This window comes from Mycobacterium sp. ITM-2016-00318, from assembly GCF_002968285.2.
Lineage (GTDB): Bacteria > Actinomycetota > Actinomycetes > Mycobacteriales > Mycobacteriaceae > Mycobacterium.
The window spans coordinates 1071091-1094336 of record NZ_CP134400.1 but is presented as its reverse complement, the minus strand read 5'-3'; the positions used below and the strand labels follow the sequence as shown (position 1 = coordinate 1094336).

Sequence of the window (23246 nt, the reverse complement as noted above, 5' to 3'; positions counted from 1 at the left end):
GATGACACAAGCGGTCAGCGGAGCCAAACGACAAGCCGGTCGCGCCAGCAAGTCAGCGCAGAGCGCATCGCCAACGGGAGGCTTGCAGAGTGCTCTACAGCAGCTCGCAGGAACGGTGACCGACCGGGCAATGTCCTCGATGTCGGGCCGCGTGGGAAGTGCGACCGACCGTCTGTCCGACTATGCGGAGAACGGTGGCGGTAAGGGCCTGCTCGAGGCGGTCACCGGCGTGGAGGACGTATCCTCGCCGGTCAAGTCGATGGTCAAGAAAGGCGCCGGCAACGTCGGCGACAAGGTGAAGGACGCCGCCGGATCGGTGAAGGACGCCGCCGGGTCGCTGTTGGGCGGGAAGGGCAAAGACAAGGGCGGCAAGAAGGACAAGGTCACCAACATCATCGAGCACATTGATGTCGGGGCGCCTGTCGACCTCACGTATCGGCAGTGGACGCAGTTCGCCGAATGGCCGAAGTACATGAAAAAGCTCGAACAGGTCGAGCAGGTGTCCGACGAGAAGTTGCGGTGGAAGGCTCAGATCTTCCTGTCACACCGCAGTTGGGAGTCGACCATCACCGAGCAGGTACCCAATGAACGGGTCGTGTGGCGGTCGAAGGGGGACAAGGGCTACATCGACGGAGCCGTAACGTTCCACGAACTGGCGCCCAACCTCACTCGCGTCGTGGTGGTCCTCGAGTACCACCCGCAAGGGCTGTTCGAGAAGACCGGCAACCTGTGGCGGGCGCAAGGCCGACGTGTCCGCTTGGAGCTGAAGCACTTTCAGCGCCAGTTGATGACGGACACATTGCTCCATCCCGATGAGGTAGAGGGCTGGGAGGGCGAGATTCGCGACGGAGACGTCGTGGAACAGTCATCCGACGAGGACATCGAGGACGACGAGGGCGACGATGAGGACCAACCGTCGTCGAACGGCAAGCAGCGAAGGGGCCGCCAACGTCGCACGGCTGATCGATCGGACTCCGGCCGCAAGTCGAGCGGCGCAACTTCTCGTCGCAAGTCGGGGGCAACCGCTTCGAGTCGTAGCCCGAACGGGCGCGCTTCAACCCGTAGCTCCAGCGGATCCGGTCGCAAGGCGACTTCAACCGCATCGGCCCGTAAGTCCAGCGGGACCGCATCGGCCCGCAAGTCCAGCGCGACCAAACCGGCGCGCAAGTCCAGCGCGACCAAACCGGCGCGCAAGTCCAGCGGCACCGCATCGGCCCGCAAGTCGAGCGGGTCAGGATCGAGTCGAAGCGCTGCACGATCCACTTCTGGCCGAAGCGGTTCGAGTCGCACGGGCACCCGCCGCCGGACCGCAACGAAGTCGGGTGGCCGATCATGACCACCGCGATACAACCGGCAAGCGGCGGCGGTGGACCCGCCGGTGGTCCGAGTTCGAGCAGCCTGGCCGACGTCGTCGACACGATCTTGGATAAGGGTTTGGTCATTGACGCCTACGTTCGTGTCTCGCTCGTGGGAATCGAATTGCTGACCATCGACGCGCGGGTCGTGGTGGCGAGCGTCGATACCTACATGCGATTCGCCGACGCCGTGAACCGGCTCGACATCGGCAAGGAGGATCCGAAGGCCGGCCTGCCGGAATTAGTGGACGACGTGACATCTGGTGCCGCCAAGAGCAAGACCCAGGGCGTGCTCGATGCCGCCGGGGAGAAACTGGGCGACATCCTCAATCCGGAACAGCCGCAACGCAAGAAAGCGACACGGGTCCGCAGCCGACGGGAGGACAGATGACTTCCTCACAACGCAGTAAGAGCCGGTCGAAAAGCACGAAGAATGACACCGGCATCTACGTTTACGGCGTGGTCCCGGCGGATGTCGAGGTGCAGAAGAACGCGAAGGGAGTGGGCGAGCCGCCGGCCAAGGTCGACATCATCCGGGCAGGAGATGTCGGTGCGCTCGTGAGTTCGATTTCCACGCGAGACCCACTGGGCCGACCGGAGGACCTCGAGGCTCACGCTCGGCTGCTGGACGGCACCGCCCGGGTCGCACCAGTGCTCCCGCTGCGGTTCGGTGCCGTGATGACCGACGAGGAATCGGTGGCCCAGGAGCTCCTGCGCGACCATCATGATGAGTTCGCTGAAGCGCTCAACGCTCTCGAAGGCCACGCGGAATACATCATCAAGGCCCGTTTCGACGAGAAGGCCTTTCTCTCACAGCTGCTGTCTGAGAACAGCGAGGCGGCGCAGCTCCGTGACGACATCCGTGACAAGCCGGAGGACGCCTCGCGCAACTCGCGGATGGCTCTCGGTGAGCTCATCGCAAACGTGCTCGAGCAGCAGCGGCAGGTGCGCACCAACGCGGTCGCCGAGGAGCTTGATGGTGTTGTCGAACAGGTGAATTCCCGAGAGCCGACACACGAGTGGGACGCGGTGAACCTCGCGATGCTCGCTGAAGTCGACCGGCAGGCCGACCTCGAAGATGTCGTGGATCGGCTGAACGAGGAGTGGGGCGAGTTACTCAGCCTGCGGTTGCTCGGTCCACTGGCGGCATACGACTTCGTTGTCACCGCTAAGCCGGGAGGTTGACCGATGGGGCTTTTCTCTGCCATCGCAAAGCTGCCGCTCGCGCCGGTGTACGGCGTGATGTCGCTTGCCGAAGTCATTCAGCGCCAAGTCGAGCAGGAACTTCACAACCCAGCCAACACACGGCGGCAACTGGAAGAACTCGAGGAAGCGCGCGCGCGAGGTGACGTATCGCCTGAAGAGGAGCGGGAGGCTCAGAAGGATATTTTGGAAACCAGAGTGGCTCCTGCACAAATGGATACGCAAGACGAATCCTAGGCAGTTTCCGCTCGAGACGGGATGAGGGACATGACTCAACGCACCCGCTCACAGTCGCAGCGCGACCGTGAGCCCGAGGGGCCGTTGACGGCTCGCGAAGCCGTGGCTCTGGTTCGCGACTACATCACGGAGATGACAGAGGGTGAGCCGGTTCGCATGACCTCGGCGACTCCCACCGACGAAGGCGGCTGGATCATCGAGGTGGAGACGGTCGAGGATCGGCGCATTCCGTCGTCGGCCGACATCCTCGCTTTGTATGAGGTGGAGCTCGACTCCAGCGGGGAGATGTTGGCATACCAACGAACTCGTCGCTATATGCGCGGGCAGACTGGGAATGGGGGCGGTCCGCAGTGACACTGAGTCCCAGCGACGACTTCTCTCCGATGCAGCGAGTGGGCGGCTCCGCTTCCGGGCAGTCGACGAACCTCGCTGACATTCTCGAGAGGGTGCTGGACACGGGCATCGTGATCGCCGGTGACATCCGGGTGAATCTGCTCGACATCGAGCTGTTGACGATCAAGCTCCGGTTGGTCATCGCCTCGCTGGAAACGGCGAAGGAAGCCGGAATCGATTGGTGGGAGAACGATCCCTGGCTCAGCGGGAAGAGTTCCAAACTGCAACTCGAGAACGAGCGGTTACGGGAACGGGTCGAGGAGCTCGAGGCGGGCAACGGCCAACGACGCGCGGTGAGGCGCAAAGCCGTGGGGAACAAGGATGTCGACTGAGGGTGTCTGGGCGTACGCGGTCCTGGAGAGCGAAGGCTCCCTACCTCGCATCGCCGGGCTCCACGGCGTATCGGGCGAGCCCGTCCGAGCGGTGACCGACGCCGGGCTGACCGCAGCCGTCGGCACGGTCGGGCTCGACGAGTTCGGCGAAGAAGGCCTGCGTCGCAATCTGGAGGACCTCGACTGGTTGGCGGCGACCGCGCGGGCGCACGATGCGGTGATCGCCGCAATCGCGCGATTCGGCCCCGTGGTGCCCATGCGCATGGCAACGGTCTACCTCGACGACCAGCGGGTGAGCCAGTTGCTCCAAGCCCGGCATGGTGACTTCGTCACGGCCCTGCGTCATGTCACCGGTCGCGCCGAACTAGGGGTAAAAGCCTTTGCCGACCCCGAAGTCCTCGCCGGACAGGATGAGTCGGCCGAACAAGCCTCGGGCGCGAAGATGTCGGGTACGGCGTATCTGATGCGCAGACGACGGGCATTGGCGGCGAACGACGACGCATTTCGCATCGCCGCCGAACACGCCGAACGTATACACAGCAGGCTGTTGACCCATGCCGTCGACGGCAAGCGCAAACCGGCCCCCGATCGGAGCCTGTCCGACCGAAAGGATTGGACGGTGCTCAACGGTACCTACCTGGTCGATACGGACCACATCGATGCCTTCTCCGCACTCGTGGCAGCCGTCGACAGAGACACCCCAGGAATCGAACTCGAGATCACCGGGCCCTGGCCGCCCTATTCGTTTACCGGAGATGTGGCGGCCCATTCATGACGGAGATGGTGCCTGCGGACAACAATAGAGAGGTCGCTCTCGTCGACCTCCTGGATCGCGTGCTCGCTGGCGGAGTCGTGATCAGTGGAGACATCACGTTGTCCATCGCAGACGTAGACCTGGTCGTGATCTCGCTGCGCACCCTGGTCTCCTCGGTCGGCACGCTGCTGGATGAGATGGGAATGGAACAACCTCGATGACCGAGGCGAACCGAGAAGTGGAGAACCGCGACGTCGCCACACCGCGACATCGCATCACCGCCGATCCCGAGACGGTCGAACGGGGTCTGGCGACCCTGGTGCTGACCCTGATCGAACTGCTCCGCCAACTGATGGAGCGTCAGGCAATCCGGCGGGTCGACCACGGCGATCTCGACGATGAGCAAGTCGAACGCATCGGCACCACGCTGATGCTGTTGGAAGAGAAGATGGTCGAGCTGCGCGAGCATTTCGGGCTGGACCCCGAGGACCTCAACATCGATCTGGGCCCACTCGGTCCGTTGTTGGCGAAGGACCGATAAAACGAGCCCGGCTGACATTGCCAGCCGGGCTCTGGTGGGAAGTCCGTCAACGTCTCGTAAGACCGGACTTCCGCCGTCCGTATATCCCTGCCACGATTGCGACACCGACTGCCGCCAGGACGACCTGAACCAGCAGTTCGATCCAATCGATACCTTTTGTGGCGGTCGGGAGGCCCAACGCCCGTGCCAGCGCCGTACCAAGGAACGCCGCGACGATGCCGACCACGATGGTCAGCCAGATGGGAATGTTCTGCTTGCCGGGGACGACAAGCCTGCCCAGAATGCCGATTACCAATCCGATGAGGATTGCGCTGATGATGCCGGTGACAGTCATGAATGCCTCCAATAAGTGATGTGCACCACATACCCTCGCTGGAGGGTGGCCAAACCCTGGCGTCAATAACGTTCGTCTCTCAGTGTCGCTCGCCGTACTCCAGCGGTCGCGCGCGCAGTCACGAGACAGGACGAATCGCGCGATAGAACGTCAGTCGCCCGACGAAGCGATGCCGCCGCGAGGCAGTCTCGCTGCAGTCGAACCCGGCGTCAGCCAGAAGTCGCGGAATCGCGTCGCCGAGGTTGCCCGCAGCGTGATTGCTGCGCAACATGCGTCGCGCCATGAATCCGTCAGCAGAGGTCATGTGTCCGCCGATGTCGACGATGTGCAAGCTGCCGCCGGGCCGTAGCACGCGCAGAATCTCTGCAGCCGACGCCCTCTTCGTCTCTTCGTCGAGGTGGTGCAGCATCATCGACGACAGGACACGATCGAACTCTCCTGCGGCGACGGCAGTCGCTGGGAGTAGCCGTGTTCGAATCGAATACCCTTGAGGCCCTCCGCCTTGCGTTGCGCGCGTGCCAATGCGCGCGGGTCCGGATCCAGGCCTACCAATTCGGCGCCCGGGTGGGACTTTTTCGCATGGACGGTGACGCTGCCTGTGCCACAACCGATCTCCAGGACGCGCAACCCATCGGCCAATTCGGCCTGTGCGAGGAGCGTCTCGTAGGCCGACTTCATGCCCATCAGGCGGGTCAGCAGGTCGTAACCGGGAAGAAAGATATCGCGCCCGGCCGCGGGTAGGTAGTCACGCCGAGCTGTACCAGGACGATGTTCGGTCATGTGTTCCATGGTGAACTTCAGAAGGGGAACGTAGTCGGTCGATCATCGGCGAGACTTGGACTATCTTCGGCTTCATGGCAGATGCGGCGCCGCTGGTGCAAAACCGTGGCGGCGTGCCGACCTATCGGTACCCGACCGGCGTCGACATACCTCCGGTTCTGCTGGTGCGCGCACGAGATGACGACGTCCTGGAGCGCGGTCGTCATATCCACACATTTCCGGCCCTGTGGTACGCACCAGAGGCGGCGCTGGTCTATGTGGCTGCAGCAGGTGTGGTGCTCCATCCTGATCGAGTTGTCCACACCCACGATGGCGTGGGGGTGTTCTTCGACCCTGCCGCCGTGGGTGGGGACACCTTGCCACCGTGGGCGGCATGGCGCGCACACCCCTTTTTGTTCCCGTTCCTCCACGGGCATTCCGGCGGTCTGCTGGAACTGAGACTGCCTGCAGCCAGGCGCGCAGCGTGGAACGGCGCCATCGAAGCGATGGAAGACGAACTGGCCGCTCGGCGGGACGGATACCGGCAAGCAATCCTCGCGCACCTGACCTTGCTGCTCATCGATATCGCGCGGATGGCGGACGACGTCGTCGACGATCTCCGGCGTAGCGGCGAACCGCTGCTCGCCGACGTGTTCGCGGTGATCGAACGCCGCCACAGCGAAGCGCTGTCGCTCCGCGACGTGGCGCAGGAGGTCTCGATGACTCCAGGGCACTTGACCACGGTCGTGCGCCGCCGCACCGGACGCACGGTGCAGGAGTGGATCATAGAGCGCCGGATGGCCGAAGCACGCGCGTTGCTCGCCGAGTCCGAATTGCCGATCTCGGAGATCGCACGTCGCGTCGGTATGCCCGACCCGGGCTACTTCAGCCGGATTTTCCGCCGCATGCACGGCACGTCACCGCGCACGTGGCGTGAACCGCGCCGCTAGTCCCGACGGGCGAAGCTCAGCGTTTCCCCGCGCACACCGCCCATCCACAGGTCCTGACAAGCGAGAGGAGATTCCCCGCTGCATGGGCACGCAAACGACGGCCAGGCGGTCAGTAGCGGTGATTCCCCAGCCACAGCGCCGAGACTCCGGTCATCGACCGTTCAGCCTGGCTAAGGGCGTCGACGATCGACCTGCCCAGCAGCGATGCGACAGCCTCCGACAGCGACGCGGCGGCCGGCTGAGAGGACTCTTTGGGGCGAAGGAAGTCCAGGAACGACGAGCCGGGGAAGTTGACGATGCGGACATCGTCGTCCTCGTCGTGCCCGGCGAGCACCTTGGCCTTGTTGATCGCCGTGCGAAGCCCACCGAGCTCGTCGACGAGGCCCCGCTCGAGCGCGTCGGCACCGGTCCACACCCTGCCGCGGGCAACGGAGTCGACGGCATCGACGGTGAGTTTGCGGCCTTCCGCGACGCGTTCGATGAAGTCGGTGTAGAAGAGGTCGGCCTCCGCCTCGACGTGTGCGCGCTGTTCGTCGGTGAACGGTTTGTCGACCGACCATGCGTCGGCATTGTCGTTGGTGCGCACCGAGTCGGAACCGACGCCGAGCCGATCCTTGAGTTCCCGGGCGACGAGCTTGCCGGTCACGACACCGATCGAGCCGGTGATCGTCCCCGCGTTGGCGACGATGGCGTCGGCGCCCATCGACACGTAGTAGCCGCCGGATGCCGCAACCGCACCCATGGACGCGACGACGGGTGTACCGCCCTCGCGGATCCGATTCACCTGGCGCCAGATGGTTTCCGATCCGGTCACCGATCCGCCCGGGCTGTCGACCCGCAGCACGATGGCCTTGACGGAATCGTCGGCCGCGGCCTCGCGCAGTGCGGCGGCGATGGTGTCGCCTCCCGCGCTCGAGTTGCCGAACGGCAGGACCTGCGGACCACCGCGACCGCTGACGATCGGGCCGTGCAGGGTGACCACGGCGACGGTCGGCTTGGGCTTGCGGCCGGGGATCGGCGGCAGCTGCGATGCGGGCTTGTTGGCCGTCGCCTTGGCATAGCGCGACAAGTACAACCGGGGAGGCGCGTCGGGGTCGTTGTCGGCATCGCCGGTTTCCGACGAGATACCGGGTGCGCCAACGAGTTCGCTCATGCGGGCATAGGCCTCGTCGCGGAACCCGATCCGGTCGACCAGCCGACCGGTGACGGCATCATCGCGCAGCAGAGGCGCCTTGTTGGCCAGTTCGTCGACGGCGGCGGGGTCGATGTGCCGGGAATCGGCGACCGCCTGCCACACCTGGCCGCGCAGGCTGTCGAGCAGCCTGCTGTCCGCCTCGCGGTGGGCGTCGGTGTAGCGATCCTGGGTGAAAAGGTTTGCCGCCGACTTGTATTCGCCGCGCGCGACGAACTGCGCCTCGATGCCGGCCTTGTCGAGCGCGTCGCGCAGGAACAGCGCGCTGGTTGCGAAGCCGACGAGCCCGACCGTGCCGGACGGTTGCATCCACACTTCGCGGAATGCCGATGCCAGGTAGTACGACAGGGTGCCGGGGTACGTCTCGGCCCACGCGAGCGACGGCTTCACGTCGCTGAACGCGACTATCGCATCGCGCAGCTCCTGCACTGGACCCGCCGCGGCCGCCGGGATCTGTACACGGGCGATGAGGCCCGCGATGCGATCGTCCTCGGCGGCTCGATGGATGGCCGCGACTGCCTCACGCAACACCAGCGGCCTGCTCCCGCTGATGATCGCCATCGGGTCGAAGCCGGAGGTCTCCGGCGGCGCAGTGAGCAGGTCGAGCTCCAGCACGCAATTGTTGGGTACGCCGTGGTGGCGGGCGGTATCGACTTTGCGGGCGAGTGATCGCAGGTCGTCGGCGCCGGGGATGCCGGGCAGAAAACTGAACATCACCCGAGCCTACCGACCAGTGGTCATGGGTCGGACGACCCGACCACACGGCCTACGGTGGGTCACGTGAGGTTCGCGATCTCCATTCCCCAGCTGGATTACGACCGGTTCGACGATGCCGCCATCAAGGACTACCTCGCCAGAGCCGAGGAACTCGGATTCGAGAGCGCCTGGACGATGGAGCAGGTCATCGGTGAGTCGCCGCAGATCGCCCCGCTGCAGATGCTCGCCTACGCCGCGGCGTGTACCTCTCGGATACGTCTCGGGGTCGCGGTGCTGATTACCACTCTGCATGACCCGCTGCAGCTGGCGTGGGCCATCACCGCGGTCGATCGCTTGTCTCATGGCCGGCTCGACGTCGGCGTCGGCCACGGTGGCAAGCGCAGGCCGTTCGAGGCATTCGGAGTGGAAAGAAGGACGTTCGTCAGTTACTTCACCGAGGGCATCGAGCTGATGAAGGCGGCGTGGTCCGATGAGCCGACGGTCACGTTCCACGGCCGCTTCCGCGACGTCGACGGGCTACCGGTCCACCCCAAACCGGTGCAGCGCCCACACCCGCCGTTGTGGATCGGCGGCACCGCACCCAGAGCGCTTGCCCGCGGCGTCCGGATCGCAGACTCGTTCTTGGGAGCGGGCTCGTCGACAACAGCGACGTTCGCGGAGGCAGTCAAGACCGTCCGCCGCGAATTGGACGAGCAAGGCAAAGACTCAGCCGATTTCACGATCGGTAAACGTGTCTACCTGACGATCGACGACGACGCCGCACGCGCCCGTGAACACGCCGCCGCGGGGCTGCACCGCATCTACGGCTCGATGCCGGGAATCGAGGATGTTCCGGTATCGGGCACACCCGACGATGTGGCGCGCGGAGTGCGAGAGGTCATGGACGCGGGCGCGGAGATGATTCTGCTCAATCCGGTCGGCAAGACCGTTGCGGGCAACCGCGAGCAAATGGAACGTCTTGCGGCTGAGGTCATCCCGCATCTGGCGTGAGGTCATCAGCCGGCCGCGCGCCTGACCGCAATTCGACGCAACATTCGCCGGCCGACGGAGCAAGAACGGCGTGGACGGTCTCCACCCCCAGCCCGGCGAGTACGCCGGAGACGAACGCGTGGTTGAGCGAACACACGAGCTCGGGCATGGCACCGGCCAGCGGATGGAATGGGCAGTTTCGCAGACGCATACAACCCGAGCCCGTTCGGTAGGGCTCGAAGCCGCAGCCGGTGAGCACCTCCTGGGCGGAGGTCATTCCGCGTTCTGCGCCGACCCGGCCGGGGCGCACCCGATTCGGAATCTCCGCAGCCGCGGCCTGTCCCCGTGCGTGAGCCACGCGCGTCGAGGCCGCCCGTGCGGAGCCATGCCGATCCTCGAGGAGGACAGCGCCCGCGAGGATCTCGGCAAGCAGTTCGTGACGACGCGCCGGAATGCTCAACTCGACCCCGACATCAGATGCCAGGTAGACCTTCGGCGGACGCCCCCTGGCCGCGTTCGGCTCCTTGAACCGGAACCGCAGAAGGCCCACCTCGACGAGCCTGTCCAAGTGGAATGCGGCCAGCTTGCGGGAGATACCGACCGCCGATGCGGCCTCGTCGCGGCTGACCGGCCGGTGCGCCGCCCGCGCGAACTCGTAGAGGCGTCGCCTCAAGCCGTCACTCAACGATGCGATCGCATCGATCGCGGTGCCGTCGCGTGATGTCGCATGCTCATCCACAGGAAAACATTAACGCTAATGCCCCGGGGTGGAACCAGCCTCTTGACTGCAGACACGTATTAAGTCCAATATTGATTAGCTAAAACTGCGACCCCAGGGGCGTCATGAGCACCCACATGGAACAAGCGAAACAGCCCGTGAGCCGACTGTTGGCGGGGCCCTACGGGCACCCGTTCCATCCCATCCTCGTCACGATCCCGATCGGCGCCTGGGTATCGAGTTTGGTCTTCGACATCGGTTCGTTCCTCGTCGCTGACCCGGCGTTTCTCAGGGAGGGGTCCGAGTGGCTGATCGGCATCGGCGCAATCGGTGCGGTGGCCGCCGCGCTGGTCGGACTCCTCGACTTGATTGCGATCCCGTCGGGGACCAGGGCGTTCGGGGTGGGGCTGGTTCACATGACGCTGAACCTCGTCATCACGGCCGCTTACGTCGCAAACGTCGCGTGGCGGTACAACACCGACTACCCACAGGACTCCGCCGTCGGGTGGGGACCGCTGTTGGCCTCGATCGTTTCGCTTGCTGCACTTGGACTGTCGGGCTATCTGGGCGGCATGCTCTCCTACCGCTACGGCGTCAGAGTCGCCGCTGAGTCGGTGCAGGCGGACGGATATCGGAGTCGGAATGACAGCGGAGAACAGGAGAAATGACCATGGCTATCGCGTCTCTCATCGTCTGGATCCTCACTGCGGGCGGCGGTGCGTTCATGCTCGCCAAATGGGTCCGCGGCGGCGGCCACCGTGCATCGACGGCGTCCAGACTGCCTCCGGCGGTCGTGTTCGGGCACTTCGTCCTGGCAGCGGTCGGCTTGGTGCTGTGGATCGTCTACGTGATCACCGATAACCACACGATCGGCTGGATCGGTCTGGCGCTACTCGCTCCGGTCGCGATCCTCGGGTTCGTGATGGTGGCCCGCTGGGCGTCGGCCCGCAGGGTCGGCTCCACCGCGGGGCAGCCGACTGCGGCGCCCGGGAGCCCGCTGCAGGACGCCCCGGAGCGATCTTTTCCCGTAGCGGTCGTCGTGGCACACGGCATCCTTGCGGTGGCGACGATTGTGCTGGCACTGCTGGCGCTTGCCGAGATCGGCGGGTGACGTAAGTACTTCTGCCGAGTGGCCACTTATGTGCAGGTTCAGCGCTTAAGGCGTAGCACAAGTGGCCACTCGCGACCCGCCGGAAAAGCAGTCGTGAACGGCCGTTACGTATGGTGACCGTTGTGGATGCATATCCGGTGCACCGGCCGAGCAGCTCGGCTGAGATCAGCCGCCGTCGGTTGCTGCGCCTGGCTGGGGCGGCTGGCCTCACGGTCGCGACAGCCGGCGCCTGTTCGACCGAGCCGACCGCGGGACCGAGCTCAGGGCCGCCGCCGAGGTCAGCTCGGCCGGCGGCCCCCGGCCCCAGCGCGTTGGCGGGCCCAGCACCGGCGCCAGCGGCACCGCCGCTGGCCCCTGTTCAGCCTGCTTCTAACGTGATGCTGTGCCGAGCAGCGTGGGGCGCCGCCCCGCCGCAAGCAGGCGGCACACCCCACGTTCCTAGCTTCATGACTGTCCACCACACTGCGGTCGTCCTTGGTGACAATGCCAACGCACCCGCTCGACTTCGACAGCACCAGCAGTATCACCAGGGCACTCACGGGTGGATCGACATCGCCTATCACCTCAGCGTCGACCGCAACGGGAACATCTACGAGTTGCGGGATCCGAACCTCGTCGGCGACACCGCGACGAGCTACGACCCCACCCGACACTTCCTCGTGGTCTGCGAGGGGAATTTCGACGAAGAGGACATAACCGAAGCGCAGCTCAACGGTGCCGCGCTCGCCTTCGCCTGGGCCGCAGAGCAATACGGTATCGCGGCCGATCGACTGGCGGGCCACAAAGACGCCAGTGGTGACACTTCCTGCCCCGGCTCAGCCCTCTACGCTCGCATTCCCGACCTCACGGACCGTGTCGGCGCCCTACTGGCTACGCCCCCGGTGAATCTGCAGAAGATCTGCGGGCCCGAGGCCGACGCGAGAGTCGCTGAGATCCAATCCGGCGCACCCTGACGCCCCTCACGCGAGAGCCCCCGACACGCCGGGCGTGCGGGGGCTTCTGCGTTCTCTCGCGGAAGTTAGGCGACCTCGGTTACGGAACCACCTGCGGCCGTGATCTTTTCCTTCGCGCTGCCGCTGAACTTGTGGGCGGTCACGTTGACCTTCACGGTCAGCTTGCCGTCACCGAGCACCTTGACCAGCGACTTCTTCCGGACTGCGCCCGCGGCCACCAGTTCCTCGACACCGACGTCGCCGCCCTTGGGGAACAGCTTGTTGAGATCGCCGACGTTGACGACCTCGTATTCGGTGCGGAACCGGTTACGGAAGCCCTTGAGCTTGGGCAGCCGCATGTGGATCGGCATCTGGCCACCCTCGAACGTCGCGGGGACGTTCTTGCGCGCCTTCGTGCCCTTCGTACCGCGGCCTGCGGTCTTGCCCTTGGAGCCCTCGCCGCGACCGACGCGGGTCTTCGCGGTCTTCGAGCCGGGCGCCGGCTTCAGATCGTGCAGTTTGATCGTCATTGCTATACCTCTTCAACCTGAACGAGGTGGTGCACCGTCTTGATGAGGCCGCGGGTCTGCTCGTCGTCCGTGCGGACGACCGACTGGCGGATCTTCCGCAATCCCAACGACCGCAAGCTTTCCTTCTGCCTCCACCGGGCACCAATGGTGCTGCGTACCTGGGTGATCTTCAGCTCTGCCATGGCTATGCCGACCCTTCACCACGTGCGGCGGCGCCGGCGCTTGCGGCTGCCGCATCGGCCTCACGACGCGCCCGCAGCATGCTGGGAGGCGCCACATCCTCGATGGGTAGGCCACGACGCGCGGCCACCTCTTCGGGACGCTGCAGCAACTTCAGCGCGGCAACGGTGGCATGCACCACGTTGATCGCGTTGTCACTGCCCAGCGACTTGGCCAGAATGTCGCGAACCCCAGCGCATTCGAGCACCGCACGGGCAGCGCCGCCGGCGATCACACCGGTACCGGGGCTGGCCGGGCGCAGCATGACCACACCGGCTGCGGCCTCACCCTGCACCGGGTGCGTGATGGTGCCACCGATCAGCGGAACGCGGAAGAAGCCCTTGCGTGCCTCCTCGACGCCCTTGGCGATCGCGGCCGGAACTTCCTTGGCCTTGCCATAGCCGACACCGACCATGCCGCGGCCGTCGCCGACGATGACCAGCGCGGTGAAGCTGAAGCGCCGACCGCCCTTGACCACCTTGGAGACGCGGTTGATCGCGACGACACGCTCGAGATAGTTGCTCTTCTCGCCGCCGTCGCGGTCACGGCGACCACCACGATCGTCACGACGACCCCGGCCGTCGCGGTCACCCCGCGGCGGCCTGCCGTCCGAGGTCGAAGGCCCGGCGGCTCCTGCTGCCTGCTCGGCCATTAGGCAATCCTTCCAATAATTTTCAGGTCGTTCGTCATCAGAACTTCAGCCCGCCTTCGCGAGCCGCATCGGCCAGCGCCGCCAGCCGTCCGCCATAGGTGTAGCCACCCCGGTCGAACACGACGGTCTCGATGCCTGCGGCCTTGGCGCGCTCGGCGATGAGCTGACCGACCCGCTTGCTGTGGGCCTTCTTGTCGCCGTCCACTCCGCGCACATCGGCTTCGATCGACGACGCCGCGGCAAGCGTGGTGCCGTTGAGGTCGTTGACCAGCTGCACGTGAATGTGCCGAGCGGAGCGGTTGACCACCAGACGCGGCCGATCGGCCGTGCCCTCGATCTTCTTGCGCAGCCGGGCGTGCCTGCGCACCCGCGACGTCCGACGGGTCGCCGAGACACTCTGCCCGCTTGCCTTCTTTGCGCCTGTTTCTTTCTGCGCTTGAGCCATAGCTACTTACCTGTCTTTCCGACCTTGCGGCGGATCTGCTCACCCTCGTAGCGGATGCCCTTGCCCTTGTAGGGGTCGCTCTTCCGCAGGCGACGGATGTTGGCCGCGATCTGGCCGACCTTCTGCTTGTCGATACCGGAGATCGAGAACTTCGTCGGCGTCTCCACCGCGAACGTGACGCCCTCGGGGGCGGTGATCAGTACCGGGTGGCTGTAACCCAGGGCGAACTCGAGGTTGCTGCCCTTGGCCACCACGCGGTAACCGACGCCGAAGATCTCCATCTTGATGGTGTAACCGTCCGTGACACCGGTGACGAGGTTGGCCACCAGGGTGCGCGACAACCCGTGCAGCGAGCGGTTGCGCCGCTCGTCGTCGGGGCGGGTCACCACGATGGCGCCGTCGTCGTCGCGGGCCACCTTGATCGGCTCGGCGACCGCGAGGTCCAGGGTGCCCTTGGGCCCCTTGACCGAGACGTGCTGCCCGTCGATCGTCACGTCGACTCCGTTTGGTACCGCAACCGGCTGCTTACCAATGCGCGACATAGCTAGTTCCTCCCCTCACCACACGTACGCGAGGACTTCGCCGCCCACGCCTTGTCGTGCTGCCTGGCGATCGGTGAGCAGCCCCGAGGACGTGGAGATGATCGCCACGCCGAGGCCGCCGAGCACCCGCGGCAGATTGGTGGATTTGGCGTACACCCGCAGACCGGGCTTGGACACCCGGCGCAGTCCCGCGATGCTTCGCTCGCGGCTCGGGCCGTACTTCAGTTCGACGACCAGCGACTTGCCCACTCGAGCATCCTCGGTGTGGTAGTCGGTGATGTAACCCTCACTCTTGAGGATCTCGGCGATGTTCGCCTTGATCTTCGAGTGGGGCAGCGTCACCTCATCGTGGTACGCCGAATTGGCGTTGCGCAGACGTGTCAAGAAGTCTGCGATCGGGTCCGTCATGGTCATGACAGCCGGTTCACCTTCCTCGCGGCGGTTCCCCTTTCAGGGCCTGCCGCAACTAATTGGAGATTGGATTGTGGTCTGTTCGGCTGCTACCAGCTGGATTTCTGGACACCTGGGAGCTCGCCCGCGTGCGCCATCTCGCGCAGGCAGATGCGGCAGAGCCCGAACTTGCGGTACACCGCGTGCGGACGACCGCACCTGTTGCAGCGCGTGTAGCCGCGCACCTTGAACTTGGGCTTCTTGTTGGCCTTGTTGACCAGAGCCTTCTTTGCCATCTGCTCAGTTCTCCTTGAACGGAAAGCCGAGGGCCCGCAGAAGCGCTCGTCCTTCGTCGTCGGTCGTCGCCGTGGTGACGACGGTGATGTCCATACCGCGGGGCCGGTCGATCGAGTCCACGTCGATCTCGTGGAACACCGACTGCTCGGTCAGCCCGAAGGTGTAGTTGCCTCGGCCGTCGAACTGCTTGGGGCCGAGCCCGCGGAAGTCGCGGATACGCGGCAGCGAAATCGAGATCAGCCGGTCAAGGAACTCCCACATCCGGTCGCCGCGCAGCGTGACGCGCGCGCCGATCGGCATGCCTTCGCGGAGCTTGAACTGCGCGATCGACTTGGTGGCCCTGCGCACCTCGGGCTTCTGGCCGGTGATCAGCTGCAGGTCGTTGACCGCACCGTTGATGAGCTTGGCGTCGCGGGCGGCGTCGCCGACGCCCATGTTCACGACGACCTTGACCACGCCGGGGATCTGCATGACGTTGGCGTAGCCGAATTCCTTCTGCAGCGCGTCGCGGATCTCCTCGCGGTAGCGCTGCTTCAAACGCGGCAGCGTCTTCTGGGTCTTCTCAGCGGTAGTCATCTCAGATGTCCTTGCCGTTGGTCTTGGCGATACGGACCTTCTTGCCGGTCTCGTCGTCTCTGCGGTACGAGATGCGCGTCGGCTTGCCGTCGGAGTCGACCACCATCACGTTCGACACGTGAATCGGCGCCTCCTGGGTGACGATCCCACCCGACTGCGCACCGCGCTCGTTGCGCGAAACCGCGGTGTGCTTCTTGATGCGGTTGACGCCCTCGACGAGCACCTTGTTGCGGGTCGGAAATGCCTGCAGCACCTTGCCTTTGGCGCCTTTGTCCTTGCCGGAGACAACCAGCACGGTGTCGCCCTTGTGGACCTTCATCTACAACACCTCCGGGGCGAGCGAAACGATCTTCATGAAGCGCTTCTCGCGCAGTTCACGGCCGACGGGGCCGAAGATGCGGGTACCACGCGGGTCGTTGTCGGCCTTGATGATGACCGCGGCGTTCTCGTCGAACTTGATGTAGCTGCCGTCGGCGCGCCTGCGCTCCTTGACGGTGCGGACGATGACGGCCTTGACGACCTCGCCGCGCTTGACGTTGCCACCGGGGATGGCTTCCTTGACGGTCGCCACGATGATGTCGCCGATGCCGGCGTAGCGCCGCCCCGAGCCGCCGAGCACGCGGATGCACAAGATCTCCTTGGCGCCCGTGTTGTCGGCGACCTTCACCCGCGATTCCTGCTGAATCACTCGATCTCCTCAGACCTGGTTATGTATGCACGGCAGATACCGACCTGACGTACGTGGTCTTGCGTTTCCGAAGGGCACGCAGGGCTTTCCATATCGGAGAGCCGAGGTCTGCCCAAGGCAACCAGTGAATTCTAGGCGACGACCAGCGCAGAACCAAATCGCCGCTGGTCAGCCCTTCCCTTCGGTCGCGACCTTGGGGCACTGCCCGCCGACACGCCGCTGACCTGCGGCATTTCGCGCACTCTCGCTAGCTCCTGAAGCCCGTCGCGCTGCGGATCAGCGGCAGCGTGCCGTTGGTGGCGAACCCCGCAGGCGCGTCGCACACCGCGGGCACGGCGTTGAGGACCTGCATCCCGGTGGCGATGTTTGCGGCTTGGGCGTGCTCGGCGATGCCCGCGTTGCGCGTGAAGCTCGCCAGAGTGAGGAAGTGCACGCGCATCGAAGGGTCACCCTCGATGGTCAGCGTCCAGCCGTGCTCGGGCGCGGGCCAATGCTCCGGGTATTCGTTGCCGACGGTCCACAGTGTCTCGATCTCGATGCGCGGTTCGCCGTTGCGCCGCCCGACCATGTTCCAGCGTTGACCTGCGGTGGTTCCCGCCTTGAGCAGGCGGTCGAAGATCTGGTGGTCCTGTTCGGCGGGTAGCGCCTCGATGTCGACGGTGACTTCGTCGAGGCCCGCGTTGAGTGCGTCCCCCAGAAACCAGATCTGCTCGACGAACATCGACTTCATATCGCGGAGGTACTCGTCGACGTCGGGGTTCACGACGTCGAGCGGTTCGCCGAACTTCATGTTTCCGAAGCTGATGTCGGTGCTGTCGTAGAGCGTCATGTCGGCGCGCTCTTGCAGCGTGATCTTGTCGATGGTGCGACTCATGCCGGATAACGCCAGCGGTAGGACTCCCGACAGGTTGCCGGGATTGATGCCGCTGGAGTGGAACGTGCTGTTGCCCTCGCGGCAGGCCGCCTCGAGCCGTTCGCGCTCAGCGTCGGGCAGGCGCGGCGGATAGAAGAGGAACACCGTGGTGGCGACGTTCTTACCGCTGGCCAATAGTCTGCACACCTCGTCGATGTCGCCGATGCGCGGTGTGTAGATCACGCAGTCGGCGTCCAATGCGAGGATCGCATCGTCGTCAGTAGTCGCGGCGACGCCGATCGGGTCGCGGCCGACGAGAGTTCCGGCGTCGACGCCGTTCTTGGCTTGCGAATAGACCTTGACGCCGACGAGTTCGAGGTCGGCGCAATGATCGATGATCGCCGTCAGCAGCTCGCTGCCGATCGAGCCAGGCCCCCACAGAATCACCCGATACTTGATGTCGCTCACGGCGGTGACCCTATCGGCGCCCCATCGGCATCACGCCGGTATTGCGCGTACGGCTGCCGTAGCAGGTTATCCACAGCCCTTTAAGCAATTTCCGCAGGCCCGAGCGAATCTGTCAGCTCGTCTGGACAGCATTGCGGCATGAGCGAGGTATTCGTTGGAAGCGACGCCTTGGCTAGCGGCGGCCTGACCCGCGCTCGCCTGCGCTGGAACTATCGAGCGATCTTGCCGGACATCTACCTCACCAAGCAGATGGTTCCATCGCTGGGCCAGCGAACCGTAGGCGCCTGGCTGTGGTCCGGCAGGAACGCCGTCATTGCGGGCCGTGCCGCGGCCGCGATGCACGGAGCGCTCTGGGTCCGACGGGACACACCCATTGAAATGATCTGGCGCTGCGGCAGGCCGCCACCAGGAATCCTCGTGCGCAATGAGCGCCTCGACGAGGTGGATGTGGTCGCTGTCGCCGGTATGCCGGTCACCAGTCCGGAACGCACGGCCTTCGACCTTGCACGCCACCTTCCCCGAGACCTCGCGGTGGCCAATCTCGATGCGATCGCCCGGGCAACAGGTATCGACGCAAATCGGGCGTTCCTGGTTGCCGAACGCTACCCGAGGGCTCGGGGTCTACCGCGCGCTCGAGTCGCGTTGTCACTGATGGACGCTGGAGCGCAGTCTCCTCAGGAGACACGTTTACGTTTGATGCTCATTGATGACGGGCTGCCGGCGCCACGCACTCAAGTCATGGTGAGCGACGGGACGAATCGAGCGTTCATCGACATGGGTTACGACGAGCCGCGAGTCGGATTCGACTACGAGGGCGCACACCACAGCGAGGTGCGCGGTCAGTATATGCACGACATCGGGCGAGCTGAACTGATAGATAGCCAGGGCTGGGTCGATATCCGGGTGGTCGCCGAGCACAGCAGGCGTTTCATCCTTCATCGCGCGTACAACGCCTTCGAACGATGCGGCTGGACGCCGCCAAGATTGCGCTGAGGGCTCCGAATTTCGGCTCTGCACGACCCTGTATGCGATATCAACGCTTGACGCTAAACGTCTGCCACGCAACGGAATCCGATGTGGGTTGTCGCGCTGTCCTGCGACTGCGGCGACCGTGCCGAAGGCCGGTACCGGTGGCAGTACTCAGGAGCGCACAGATGCGAGCCACCCTTGAGCGCCTGGCTCACCGACGGGTCCGCCTGATCGACTGTGGGACAACACCTTTGAGCCGACTCGCCCAACCGGTGGTGCCCCTCGAACCGGGTCGTCGTCCACTCCCACACGTTGCCGATCATGTCGACGAGGCGGTATCCGTTCGGCGGAAACGTTCCGACCGGCGAGGTCCCCGTCCACCCCATCGCGCCATCGTTCTGATAGGGGAAGCGTCCCTGCCACGTATTGGCCATCAACCGACCCGCAGGTGTCGCGTCCTCACCCCACGGATACGTTTCGGCGCTGCCCCCACGCGCCGCGTACTCCCATTCGGCCTCGGTCGGCAGCCGTCGGCCTGCCCACTGCGCGTACGCGGCCGCGTCGGGATACGCGACCTGCACCACCGGATGCGCCAGCCGGTCGGCGATCCCGCTGTCCGGACCGAGCGGATGTCGCCACGACGCGCCGGGCTTCCACTCCCACCACTGCCGCCAGTCCCGCAGATCCACCGGTCCTGACGCGGGCCGGAACACCAGCCCGCCTGGCACCAGGTCGTCCGGGTTCGCTCCCGGGTACGACGCCGGGTCGAGATCGCGTTCAGCGACGGTCACATAGCCCGTGTCGTCGACGAAGTCGGCGTACTGCGCGTTGGTCACGGGGTGTCGTTCGATCGCGAAGCCGCTCACCTGCACCGTGTGCGCCGGCGCCTCCTCGGGGTAGAACCTCGTCGACCCCATCCGGAAAGTGCCGCCCGGCAATGGGACGAGCTCGGTGAGCATGGCTTCAGGGTAGGCGGACGGCGAAGTCTTCGATGAGCACCGTGGAGGCGGCGTCGAATCCGTCCGTGCCTGCGGGCGCCTGAACGTGAACGGCGACCAGGTAGTCGCTCGTGTTCGTCCAGATGTGCACGATGCGGTCAAGGAACTCGACCGACTGTTGGGGGGTGTCGGACCATGCGCCCATCAGCTTCTGACCGCTGTAGTCGCAGAGTTCGGCGGGCAGCACGCTGATACTGCTCACCGCGGACACCGCCATCGCCTTGTCGGCGTATTCGGTGAACGCTGCGGCGGGATCGAGCTTCGTCTGCGTGATCGTCACCGTCGCCAACATTCCGTCCGGACCCGATATCCTCACCGCGTCATCGGAATTCGGCGCGCCGGTCCAGCCATCCGGGAGTGCGACCGTGATCGTGGGGGCGCTCGGGTCGGCTACCACCACATCCATCCGAGGGACGCGGGCCGGCTCAGGGCAGGTGACGGAGTCCGCAGGAATCGGCGCACGGGTGGTGGTGAGGATGCCCGGAGCCGGCGGTCCCGCGTTGTCCGTCGACGGCCTGGGCGTCGGTTGCGGGCGCATGCTGCTGGGCGTCGCGAGATCCTCGTTACGGATCGCAACGCCCTCGTCCGTGCGGGCACAGCCGGCCAGGACAGGTGCCATCAGGCCCAGCAGGACGAGCGTCGTACATCCAAACCGCTTCACGGCTGCATCATCAATCTCTGGCGAAGGCCATGGCGAGTTCTTTCTCGACGTCGACGTACGGCGCTCCCGATAGGTCGACGCGGACCTGCGCGATGGTTCCGCCGGTGAAGTCATAGGGAGCCTTGAACGTACTTGACACCGCCGAGCCGGTGTTGCGTCCGACGCTGATCGTGGCGCCGGCCAACCCGAATGTGCCTGGATGCGCCGTCACGTTCGACAGGGCCGCGACGGCGTCACCGTCGACGTAGAGCGTGACGTCGCCGAGCGGCGTGTGGCTGTTCTCGACCGTGCCGGTACGGGCGTAGCTGACGCCGAGGATGTGCTTGCCCAGCGGCACCGCACCGGGTGATGACACCGTCTGCTCCTCGTCGCCCATGAAGTTGTAGACGTAGTGCAGGCGGCCGTCCTGGATGAACAAGACATGCCCGCCATGGCCACCGCCCTGTTTGAACAGCACCCCTTCGGCACCGGTCGTGTCCACGGTGACCTCCGCGAGCACCGAGATCGACTGGCCGCGCGGCTCGGCGGCGGCGCCCATTCCGACCTCCGCCGCACCCGGGTAGTACGTGAAGCTTTTCCGCTCCCCCGTCAGATAGGGGCGGTACCGCATCATCGTCTCCAAGATGTTGAGGTCGGCGAGCGGCAGACCGTTGTACTTACCGGCCTCGGTGAACCACAGCTTCGTCATCTCCTCGAGCTTGTCGGGATTGTCGGCGGCCAGGTCGTGGCACTGGCTGCGGTCCTTCTCGATGTGGTAGAGCTCCCAGCGGTCCCTGTCGAAGTGCGACCATCCCGCAGGCGTCGCCGCGTGCACGGTGTTGGCGAACCAGCCGTCGTGCCAGATCCCCCGGGTTCCCAGCATGGCGTAGAACTGCGTGTGCTTGCCGGTGTCGGCGGACGAATCGTCAAGAGCGGCTGTGAAACTCACGCCGTCGAGCGGCTTCTGCGGGATCCCGGCGACCTCGTCCGGCGGCGTGATCCCCAGCAGGTCATAAATCGTCGGTGTGATGTCGCTGACGTTGACGTAGTTGTCGCGCACCTCACCGTGTGCCTTGATTCCCCTGGGCCAACTGATGATTGCGGAATCGGCGATTCCACCCTCATGGGAGGCGTAGCGCTTGTAGAGCTTGTAGGGCGTGTTGAACGCCATCGCCCAGCCGATCGCATAGTGCGGATAGGTGTCCGGGCCGCCGAGATGATCGATGTAGCGCATGCTTTCTTCGACGGTGTCGATGTAGCCGTTGAAGAACTTGACCTCGTTCACCGACCCGTTGGGGCCGCCCTCACCGCTGGCTCCGTTGTCGGAGATCACCACGATGATCGTGTTGTCCAACTGATCCGACTCCTCGAGATAGTCGAGGATGCGACCGATCTGCTCGTCGGTATAAGACAGGAAGCCGGCGAACACCTCGGCCATTCGGCTGAACAGACGCTTCTCTTCGTCGTTCAGCGAATCCCACGGCCGCACGGTGTCCTGCGGCGGCCACGGTTCTCCGTTGGGACCCTTGACATCGAGATACGGGTTGATCGGCGACAACTCCGTGCCCTGCGGCACGATGCCGAGCTTCTTCTGGTTCTCCAGCACGATTTCGCGGTAGCGCTCGTAGCCCATGTCGAACGTGCCGGCGTATCTGGCCACCCACTCGTCGAAGACATGGTGCGGCGCGTGCCCGGCGCCGGGGCACAGGTAGGAAAACCAGGGTTTGTCGGGCGCGATGACCTTCGCGTCGCGGATGAACTCGATCGTCTTGTCCGCCAGGTCCTTCGAGAGGTGATAGCCCTCCTCCGGTGTCGCAGGCGGCGACACTTGGTGGTTGTCGTAGACCAGGTCGGGATACCACTGGTCGGTCTCGCCGCCCATGAAACCGTAGAATCGTTCGAAACCCCGCGACAGAGGCCAATGACGCCGGGTGGCAGCGAGATTCGACTCCTCCAGCGGGGTCAGATGCCACTTGCCGATGCAGTAGGTGTTCCAACCCCGCTCGTTCAGCACCTCCGACAGCAGCGCGGTTTCCGCCGGGATGCGACCGTTGCAGTTCGGGAAGCCATCGGTGAACTCCTCGATCGTGGCCATGCCGACGGTGGTGGCGTTGCGCCCGGTCAGCAGCGAGGCGCGAGTCGGCGAGCACAGCGCGGTGGTGTGGAACTGGGACAGCCGCACACCGCGCTCGGCGATGCGGCTCATCGTCGGCATCTCGACAAGGCCGCCGAAGCAGTCCCACGTGGCGATGCCCGTGTCGTCCCAGACGAGATAGAGGACGTTGGGTGCGTCCTTCGGCGCGGTCGGGGCGGCGTACGGTCCCCAGTCGGGCTCGGAGTCGCGGACATCCAGCTCGATTTTTCCGTTGAATTCGGTTGCCATGGCCCGGCTCGTCCGAGTAGGTACGTCCCGCGTGGTCCCCAACCGCCCGGACGTTACACCGCGTGAGTCTTCGTTTGCTGAGAAATTGGCGACGGCGCT

General features: G+C 65.1%; 32 protein-coding genes and 1 pseudogene. 15 read left to right on the top strand and 18 right to left on the bottom strand.

The window, feature by feature from the left end; translation table 11 throughout:
* The first annotated feature begins 1 nt into the window (after position 1).
* From C6A82_RS05350 to C6A82_RS05310, 9 genes are read left to right on the top strand one after another with little or no spacing between them, the layout of a single operon-like run.
* Positions 2-1336, top strand: coding sequence for an SRPBCC family protein (locus C6A82_RS05350; RefSeq protein ID WP_105344976.1), 1335 nt, complete (start codon positions 2-4; stop codon positions 1334-1336).
* Positions 1333-1746, top strand: coding sequence for a gas vesicle protein GvpJ (gene gvpJ, locus C6A82_RS05345; RefSeq protein WP_105344974.1), 414 nt, complete (start codon positions 1333-1335; stop codon positions 1744-1746). Before C6A82_RS05350 ends, gvpJ begins: the two co-directional genes overlap by 4 nt.
* A complete protein-coding gene (locus C6A82_RS05340; RefSeq protein ID WP_105344973.1) occupies positions 1743-2540 on the top strand; it encodes a GvpL/GvpF family gas vesicle protein in 798 nt (265 codons plus the stop codon). Before gvpJ ends, C6A82_RS05340 begins: the two co-directional genes overlap by 4 nt.
* Positions 2541-2543: 3 nt before the next feature.
* Complete coding sequence (locus C6A82_RS05335) at positions 2544-2795, top strand: gas vesicle protein GvpG (RefSeq protein ID WP_105344971.1); 252 nt, start codon at positions 2544-2546, stop codon at positions 2793-2795.
* A gap of 30 nt (positions 2796-2825) precedes the next feature.
* Positions 2826-3149, top strand: a complete 324-nt coding sequence (gene gvpO, locus C6A82_RS05330; RefSeq protein WP_105344990.1) for a gas vesicle protein GvpO — start codon at positions 2826-2828, stop codon at positions 3147-3149.
* A 29-nt stretch (positions 3150-3178) separates the two neighbouring features.
* The gene (locus tag C6A82_RS05325) at positions 3179-3520 is read left to right on the top strand and encodes a gas vesicle protein (protein WP_105344989.1); all 342 of its coding nucleotides are present in this window, start codon (positions 3179-3181) and stop codon (positions 3518-3520) included.
* Positions 3510-4295: a GvpL/GvpF family gas vesicle protein gene (locus C6A82_RS05320; protein ID WP_105344970.1), complete on the top strand. Its 786-nt coding sequence runs from the start codon at positions 3510-3512 to the stop codon at positions 4293-4295. Before C6A82_RS05325 ends, C6A82_RS05320 begins: the two co-directional genes overlap by 11 nt.
* A complete protein-coding gene (locus C6A82_RS05315) occupies positions 4292-4495 on the top strand; it encodes a gas vesicle protein (RefSeq protein ID WP_105344968.1) in 204 nt (67 codons plus the stop codon). The genes C6A82_RS05320 and C6A82_RS05315 overlap by 4 nt, the downstream gene beginning before the upstream one ends.
* Positions 4492-4815 (top strand): gas vesicle protein K, encoded by a 324-nt coding sequence (locus C6A82_RS05310; RefSeq protein WP_105344966.1) that lies wholly within the window; start codon positions 4492-4494, stop codon positions 4813-4815. The genes C6A82_RS05315 and C6A82_RS05310 overlap by 4 nt, the downstream gene beginning before the upstream one ends.
* 46 nt (positions 4816-4861) lie before the next feature.
* Here C6A82_RS05310 and C6A82_RS05305 read toward each other — a convergent pair whose 3' ends face one another.
* Entirely contained in the window at positions 4862-5149 is a 288-nt protein-coding gene (locus C6A82_RS05305; protein ID WP_105344964.1) for a GlsB/YeaQ/YmgE family stress response membrane protein, read from the bottom strand.
* A gap of 118 nt (positions 5150-5267) precedes the next feature.
* A pseudogene (locus tag C6A82_RS05300) lies at positions 5268-5827 on the bottom strand (class I SAM-dependent methyltransferase).
* 176 nt (positions 5828-6003) lie between these two features.
* Here C6A82_RS05300 and C6A82_RS05295 point away from each other — a divergent pair.
* Positions 6004-6858, top strand: a complete 855-nt coding sequence (locus C6A82_RS05295) for an AraC family transcriptional regulator (protein WP_105344963.1) — start codon at positions 6004-6006, stop codon at positions 6856-6858.
* 109 nt (positions 6859-6967) lie between these two features.
* Here the strand turns inward: C6A82_RS05295 and sppA are convergent, their stop codons facing one another.
* A complete protein-coding gene (gene sppA / locus C6A82_RS05290) occupies positions 6968-8764 on the bottom strand; it encodes a signal peptide peptidase SppA (RefSeq protein ID WP_105344961.1) in 1797 nt (598 codons plus the stop codon).
* Positions 8765-8830: 66 nt separating this feature from the next.
* On the opposite strand from sppA, the gene C6A82_RS05285 reads away from it, so the two are divergent.
* A complete protein-coding gene (locus C6A82_RS05285) occupies positions 8831-9757 on the top strand; it encodes an LLM class flavin-dependent oxidoreductase (protein ID WP_105344959.1) in 927 nt (308 codons plus the stop codon).
* On the opposite strand, the gene C6A82_RS05280 is transcribed toward C6A82_RS05285, so the two are convergent.
* Entirely contained in the window at positions 9738-10475 is a 738-nt protein-coding gene (locus C6A82_RS05280; protein WP_105344958.1) for a metalloregulator ArsR/SmtB family transcription factor, read from the bottom strand. The genes C6A82_RS05285 and C6A82_RS05280 overlap by 20 nt on opposite strands.
* Before the next feature lie 116 nt (positions 10476-10591).
* Here C6A82_RS05280 and C6A82_RS05275 point away from each other — a divergent pair, with 116 nt between their 5' ends.
* The 3 genes from C6A82_RS05275 to C6A82_RS05265 all read left to right on the top strand — a co-directional run bounded on the left by C6A82_RS05275 (position 10592) and on the right by C6A82_RS05265 (position 12518).
* Positions 10592-11122: a DUF2231 domain-containing protein gene (locus tag C6A82_RS05275; protein ID WP_105344987.1), complete on the top strand. Its 531-nt coding sequence runs from the start codon at positions 10592-10594 to the stop codon at positions 11120-11122.
* 2 nt (positions 11123-11124) lie between these two features.
* Positions 11125-11565 (top strand): hypothetical protein, encoded by a 441-nt coding sequence (locus tag C6A82_RS05270; RefSeq protein ID WP_105344956.1) that lies wholly within the window; start codon positions 11125-11127, stop codon positions 11563-11565.
* A 446-nt stretch (positions 11566-12011) separates the two neighbouring features.
* Complete coding sequence (locus C6A82_RS05265) at positions 12012-12518, top strand: peptidoglycan recognition family protein (RefSeq protein WP_105344954.1); 507 nt, start codon at positions 12012-12014, stop codon at positions 12516-12518.
* Positions 12519-12583: 65 nt separating this feature from the next.
* Here C6A82_RS05265 and rplO read toward each other — a convergent pair whose 3' ends face one another.
* The 11 genes from rplO to C6A82_RS05210 all read right to left on the bottom strand — a co-directional run bounded on the left by rplO (position 12584) and on the right by C6A82_RS05210 (position 18157).
* Positions 12584-13027, bottom strand: coding sequence for a 50S ribosomal protein L15 (gene rplO / locus C6A82_RS05260; RefSeq protein WP_105342911.1), 444 nt, complete (start codon positions 13025-13027; stop codon positions 12584-12586).
* A gap of 2 nt (positions 13028-13029) precedes the next feature.
* On the bottom strand, positions 13030-13209 hold the full coding sequence (gene rpmD, locus C6A82_RS05255; protein ID WP_105342909.1) for a 50S ribosomal protein L30: 180 nt from the start codon (positions 13207-13209) through the stop codon (positions 13030-13032).
* A 2-nt stretch (positions 13210-13211) separates the two neighbouring features.
* Entirely contained in the window at positions 13212-13898 is a 687-nt protein-coding gene (gene rpsE / locus C6A82_RS05250; protein WP_105342907.1) for a 30S ribosomal protein S5, read from the bottom strand.
* A 37-nt stretch (positions 13899-13935) separates the two neighbouring features.
* The gene (rplR, locus tag C6A82_RS05245; protein WP_105342905.1) at positions 13936-14343 is read right to left on the bottom strand and encodes a 50S ribosomal protein L18; all 408 of its coding nucleotides are present in this window, start codon (positions 14341-14343) and stop codon (positions 13936-13938) included.
* Positions 14344-14345: 2 nt separating this feature from the next.
* A complete protein-coding gene (gene rplF, locus C6A82_RS05240; protein WP_105342904.1) occupies positions 14346-14885 on the bottom strand; it encodes a 50S ribosomal protein L6 in 540 nt (179 codons plus the stop codon).
* 15 nt (positions 14886-14900) lie between these two features.
* Positions 14901-15299, bottom strand: a complete 399-nt coding sequence (rpsH, locus tag C6A82_RS05235; protein ID WP_105342902.1) for a 30S ribosomal protein S8 — start codon at positions 15297-15299, stop codon at positions 14901-14903.
* An 86-nt stretch (positions 15300-15385) separates the two neighbouring features.
* Positions 15386-15571: a type Z 30S ribosomal protein S14 gene (locus tag C6A82_RS05230; RefSeq protein WP_006245130.1), complete on the bottom strand. Its 186-nt coding sequence runs from the start codon at positions 15569-15571 to the stop codon at positions 15386-15388.
* Between the two features lie 4 nt (positions 15572-15575).
* Positions 15576-16148: a 50S ribosomal protein L5 gene (gene rplE, locus C6A82_RS05225; protein ID WP_105342900.1), complete on the bottom strand. Its 573-nt coding sequence runs from the start codon at positions 16146-16148 to the stop codon at positions 15576-15578.
* Between the two features lies 1 nt (position 16149).
* Positions 16150-16467, bottom strand: coding sequence for a 50S ribosomal protein L24 (rplX, locus tag C6A82_RS05220; protein WP_105342899.1), 318 nt, complete (start codon positions 16465-16467; stop codon positions 16150-16152).
* Positions 16468-16836 (bottom strand): 50S ribosomal protein L14, encoded by a 369-nt coding sequence (gene rplN, locus C6A82_RS05215; RefSeq protein WP_105342897.1) that lies wholly within the window; start codon positions 16834-16836, stop codon positions 16468-16470.
* Positions 16837-17083: 247 nt separating this feature from the next.
* Complete coding sequence (locus C6A82_RS05210) at positions 17084-18157, bottom strand: dihydrodipicolinate reductase (RefSeq protein WP_105342896.1); 1074 nt, start codon at positions 18155-18157, stop codon at positions 17084-17086.
* Between the two features lie 138 nt (positions 18158-18295).
* On the opposite strand from C6A82_RS05210, the gene C6A82_RS05205 reads away from it, so the two are divergent.
* The gene (locus tag C6A82_RS05205) at positions 18296-19150 is read left to right on the top strand and encodes a hypothetical protein (protein ID WP_105342894.1); all 855 of its coding nucleotides are present in this window, start codon (positions 18296-18298) and stop codon (positions 19148-19150) included.
* Between the two features lie 53 nt (positions 19151-19203).
* Here the strand turns inward: C6A82_RS05205 and C6A82_RS05200 are convergent, their stop codons facing one another.
* Genes C6A82_RS05200 through C6A82_RS05190 form a run of 3 tightly spaced genes read right to left on the bottom strand, consistent with a single transcriptional unit; the run spans position 19204 to position 23147 of the window.
* Complete coding sequence (locus tag C6A82_RS05200) at positions 19204-20085, bottom strand: formylglycine-generating enzyme family protein (protein ID WP_105342892.1); 882 nt, start codon at positions 20083-20085, stop codon at positions 19204-19206.
* A gap of 4 nt (positions 20086-20089) precedes the next feature.
* Positions 20090-20785, bottom strand: coding sequence for a hypothetical protein (locus C6A82_RS05195; RefSeq protein ID WP_105342891.1), 696 nt, complete (start codon positions 20783-20785; stop codon positions 20090-20092).
* Between the two features lie 10 nt (positions 20786-20795).
* Entirely contained in the window at positions 20796-23147 is a 2352-nt protein-coding gene (locus C6A82_RS05190) for an arylsulfatase (protein WP_311101697.1), read from the bottom strand.
* Positions 23148-23246: the final 99 nt, after the last annotated feature.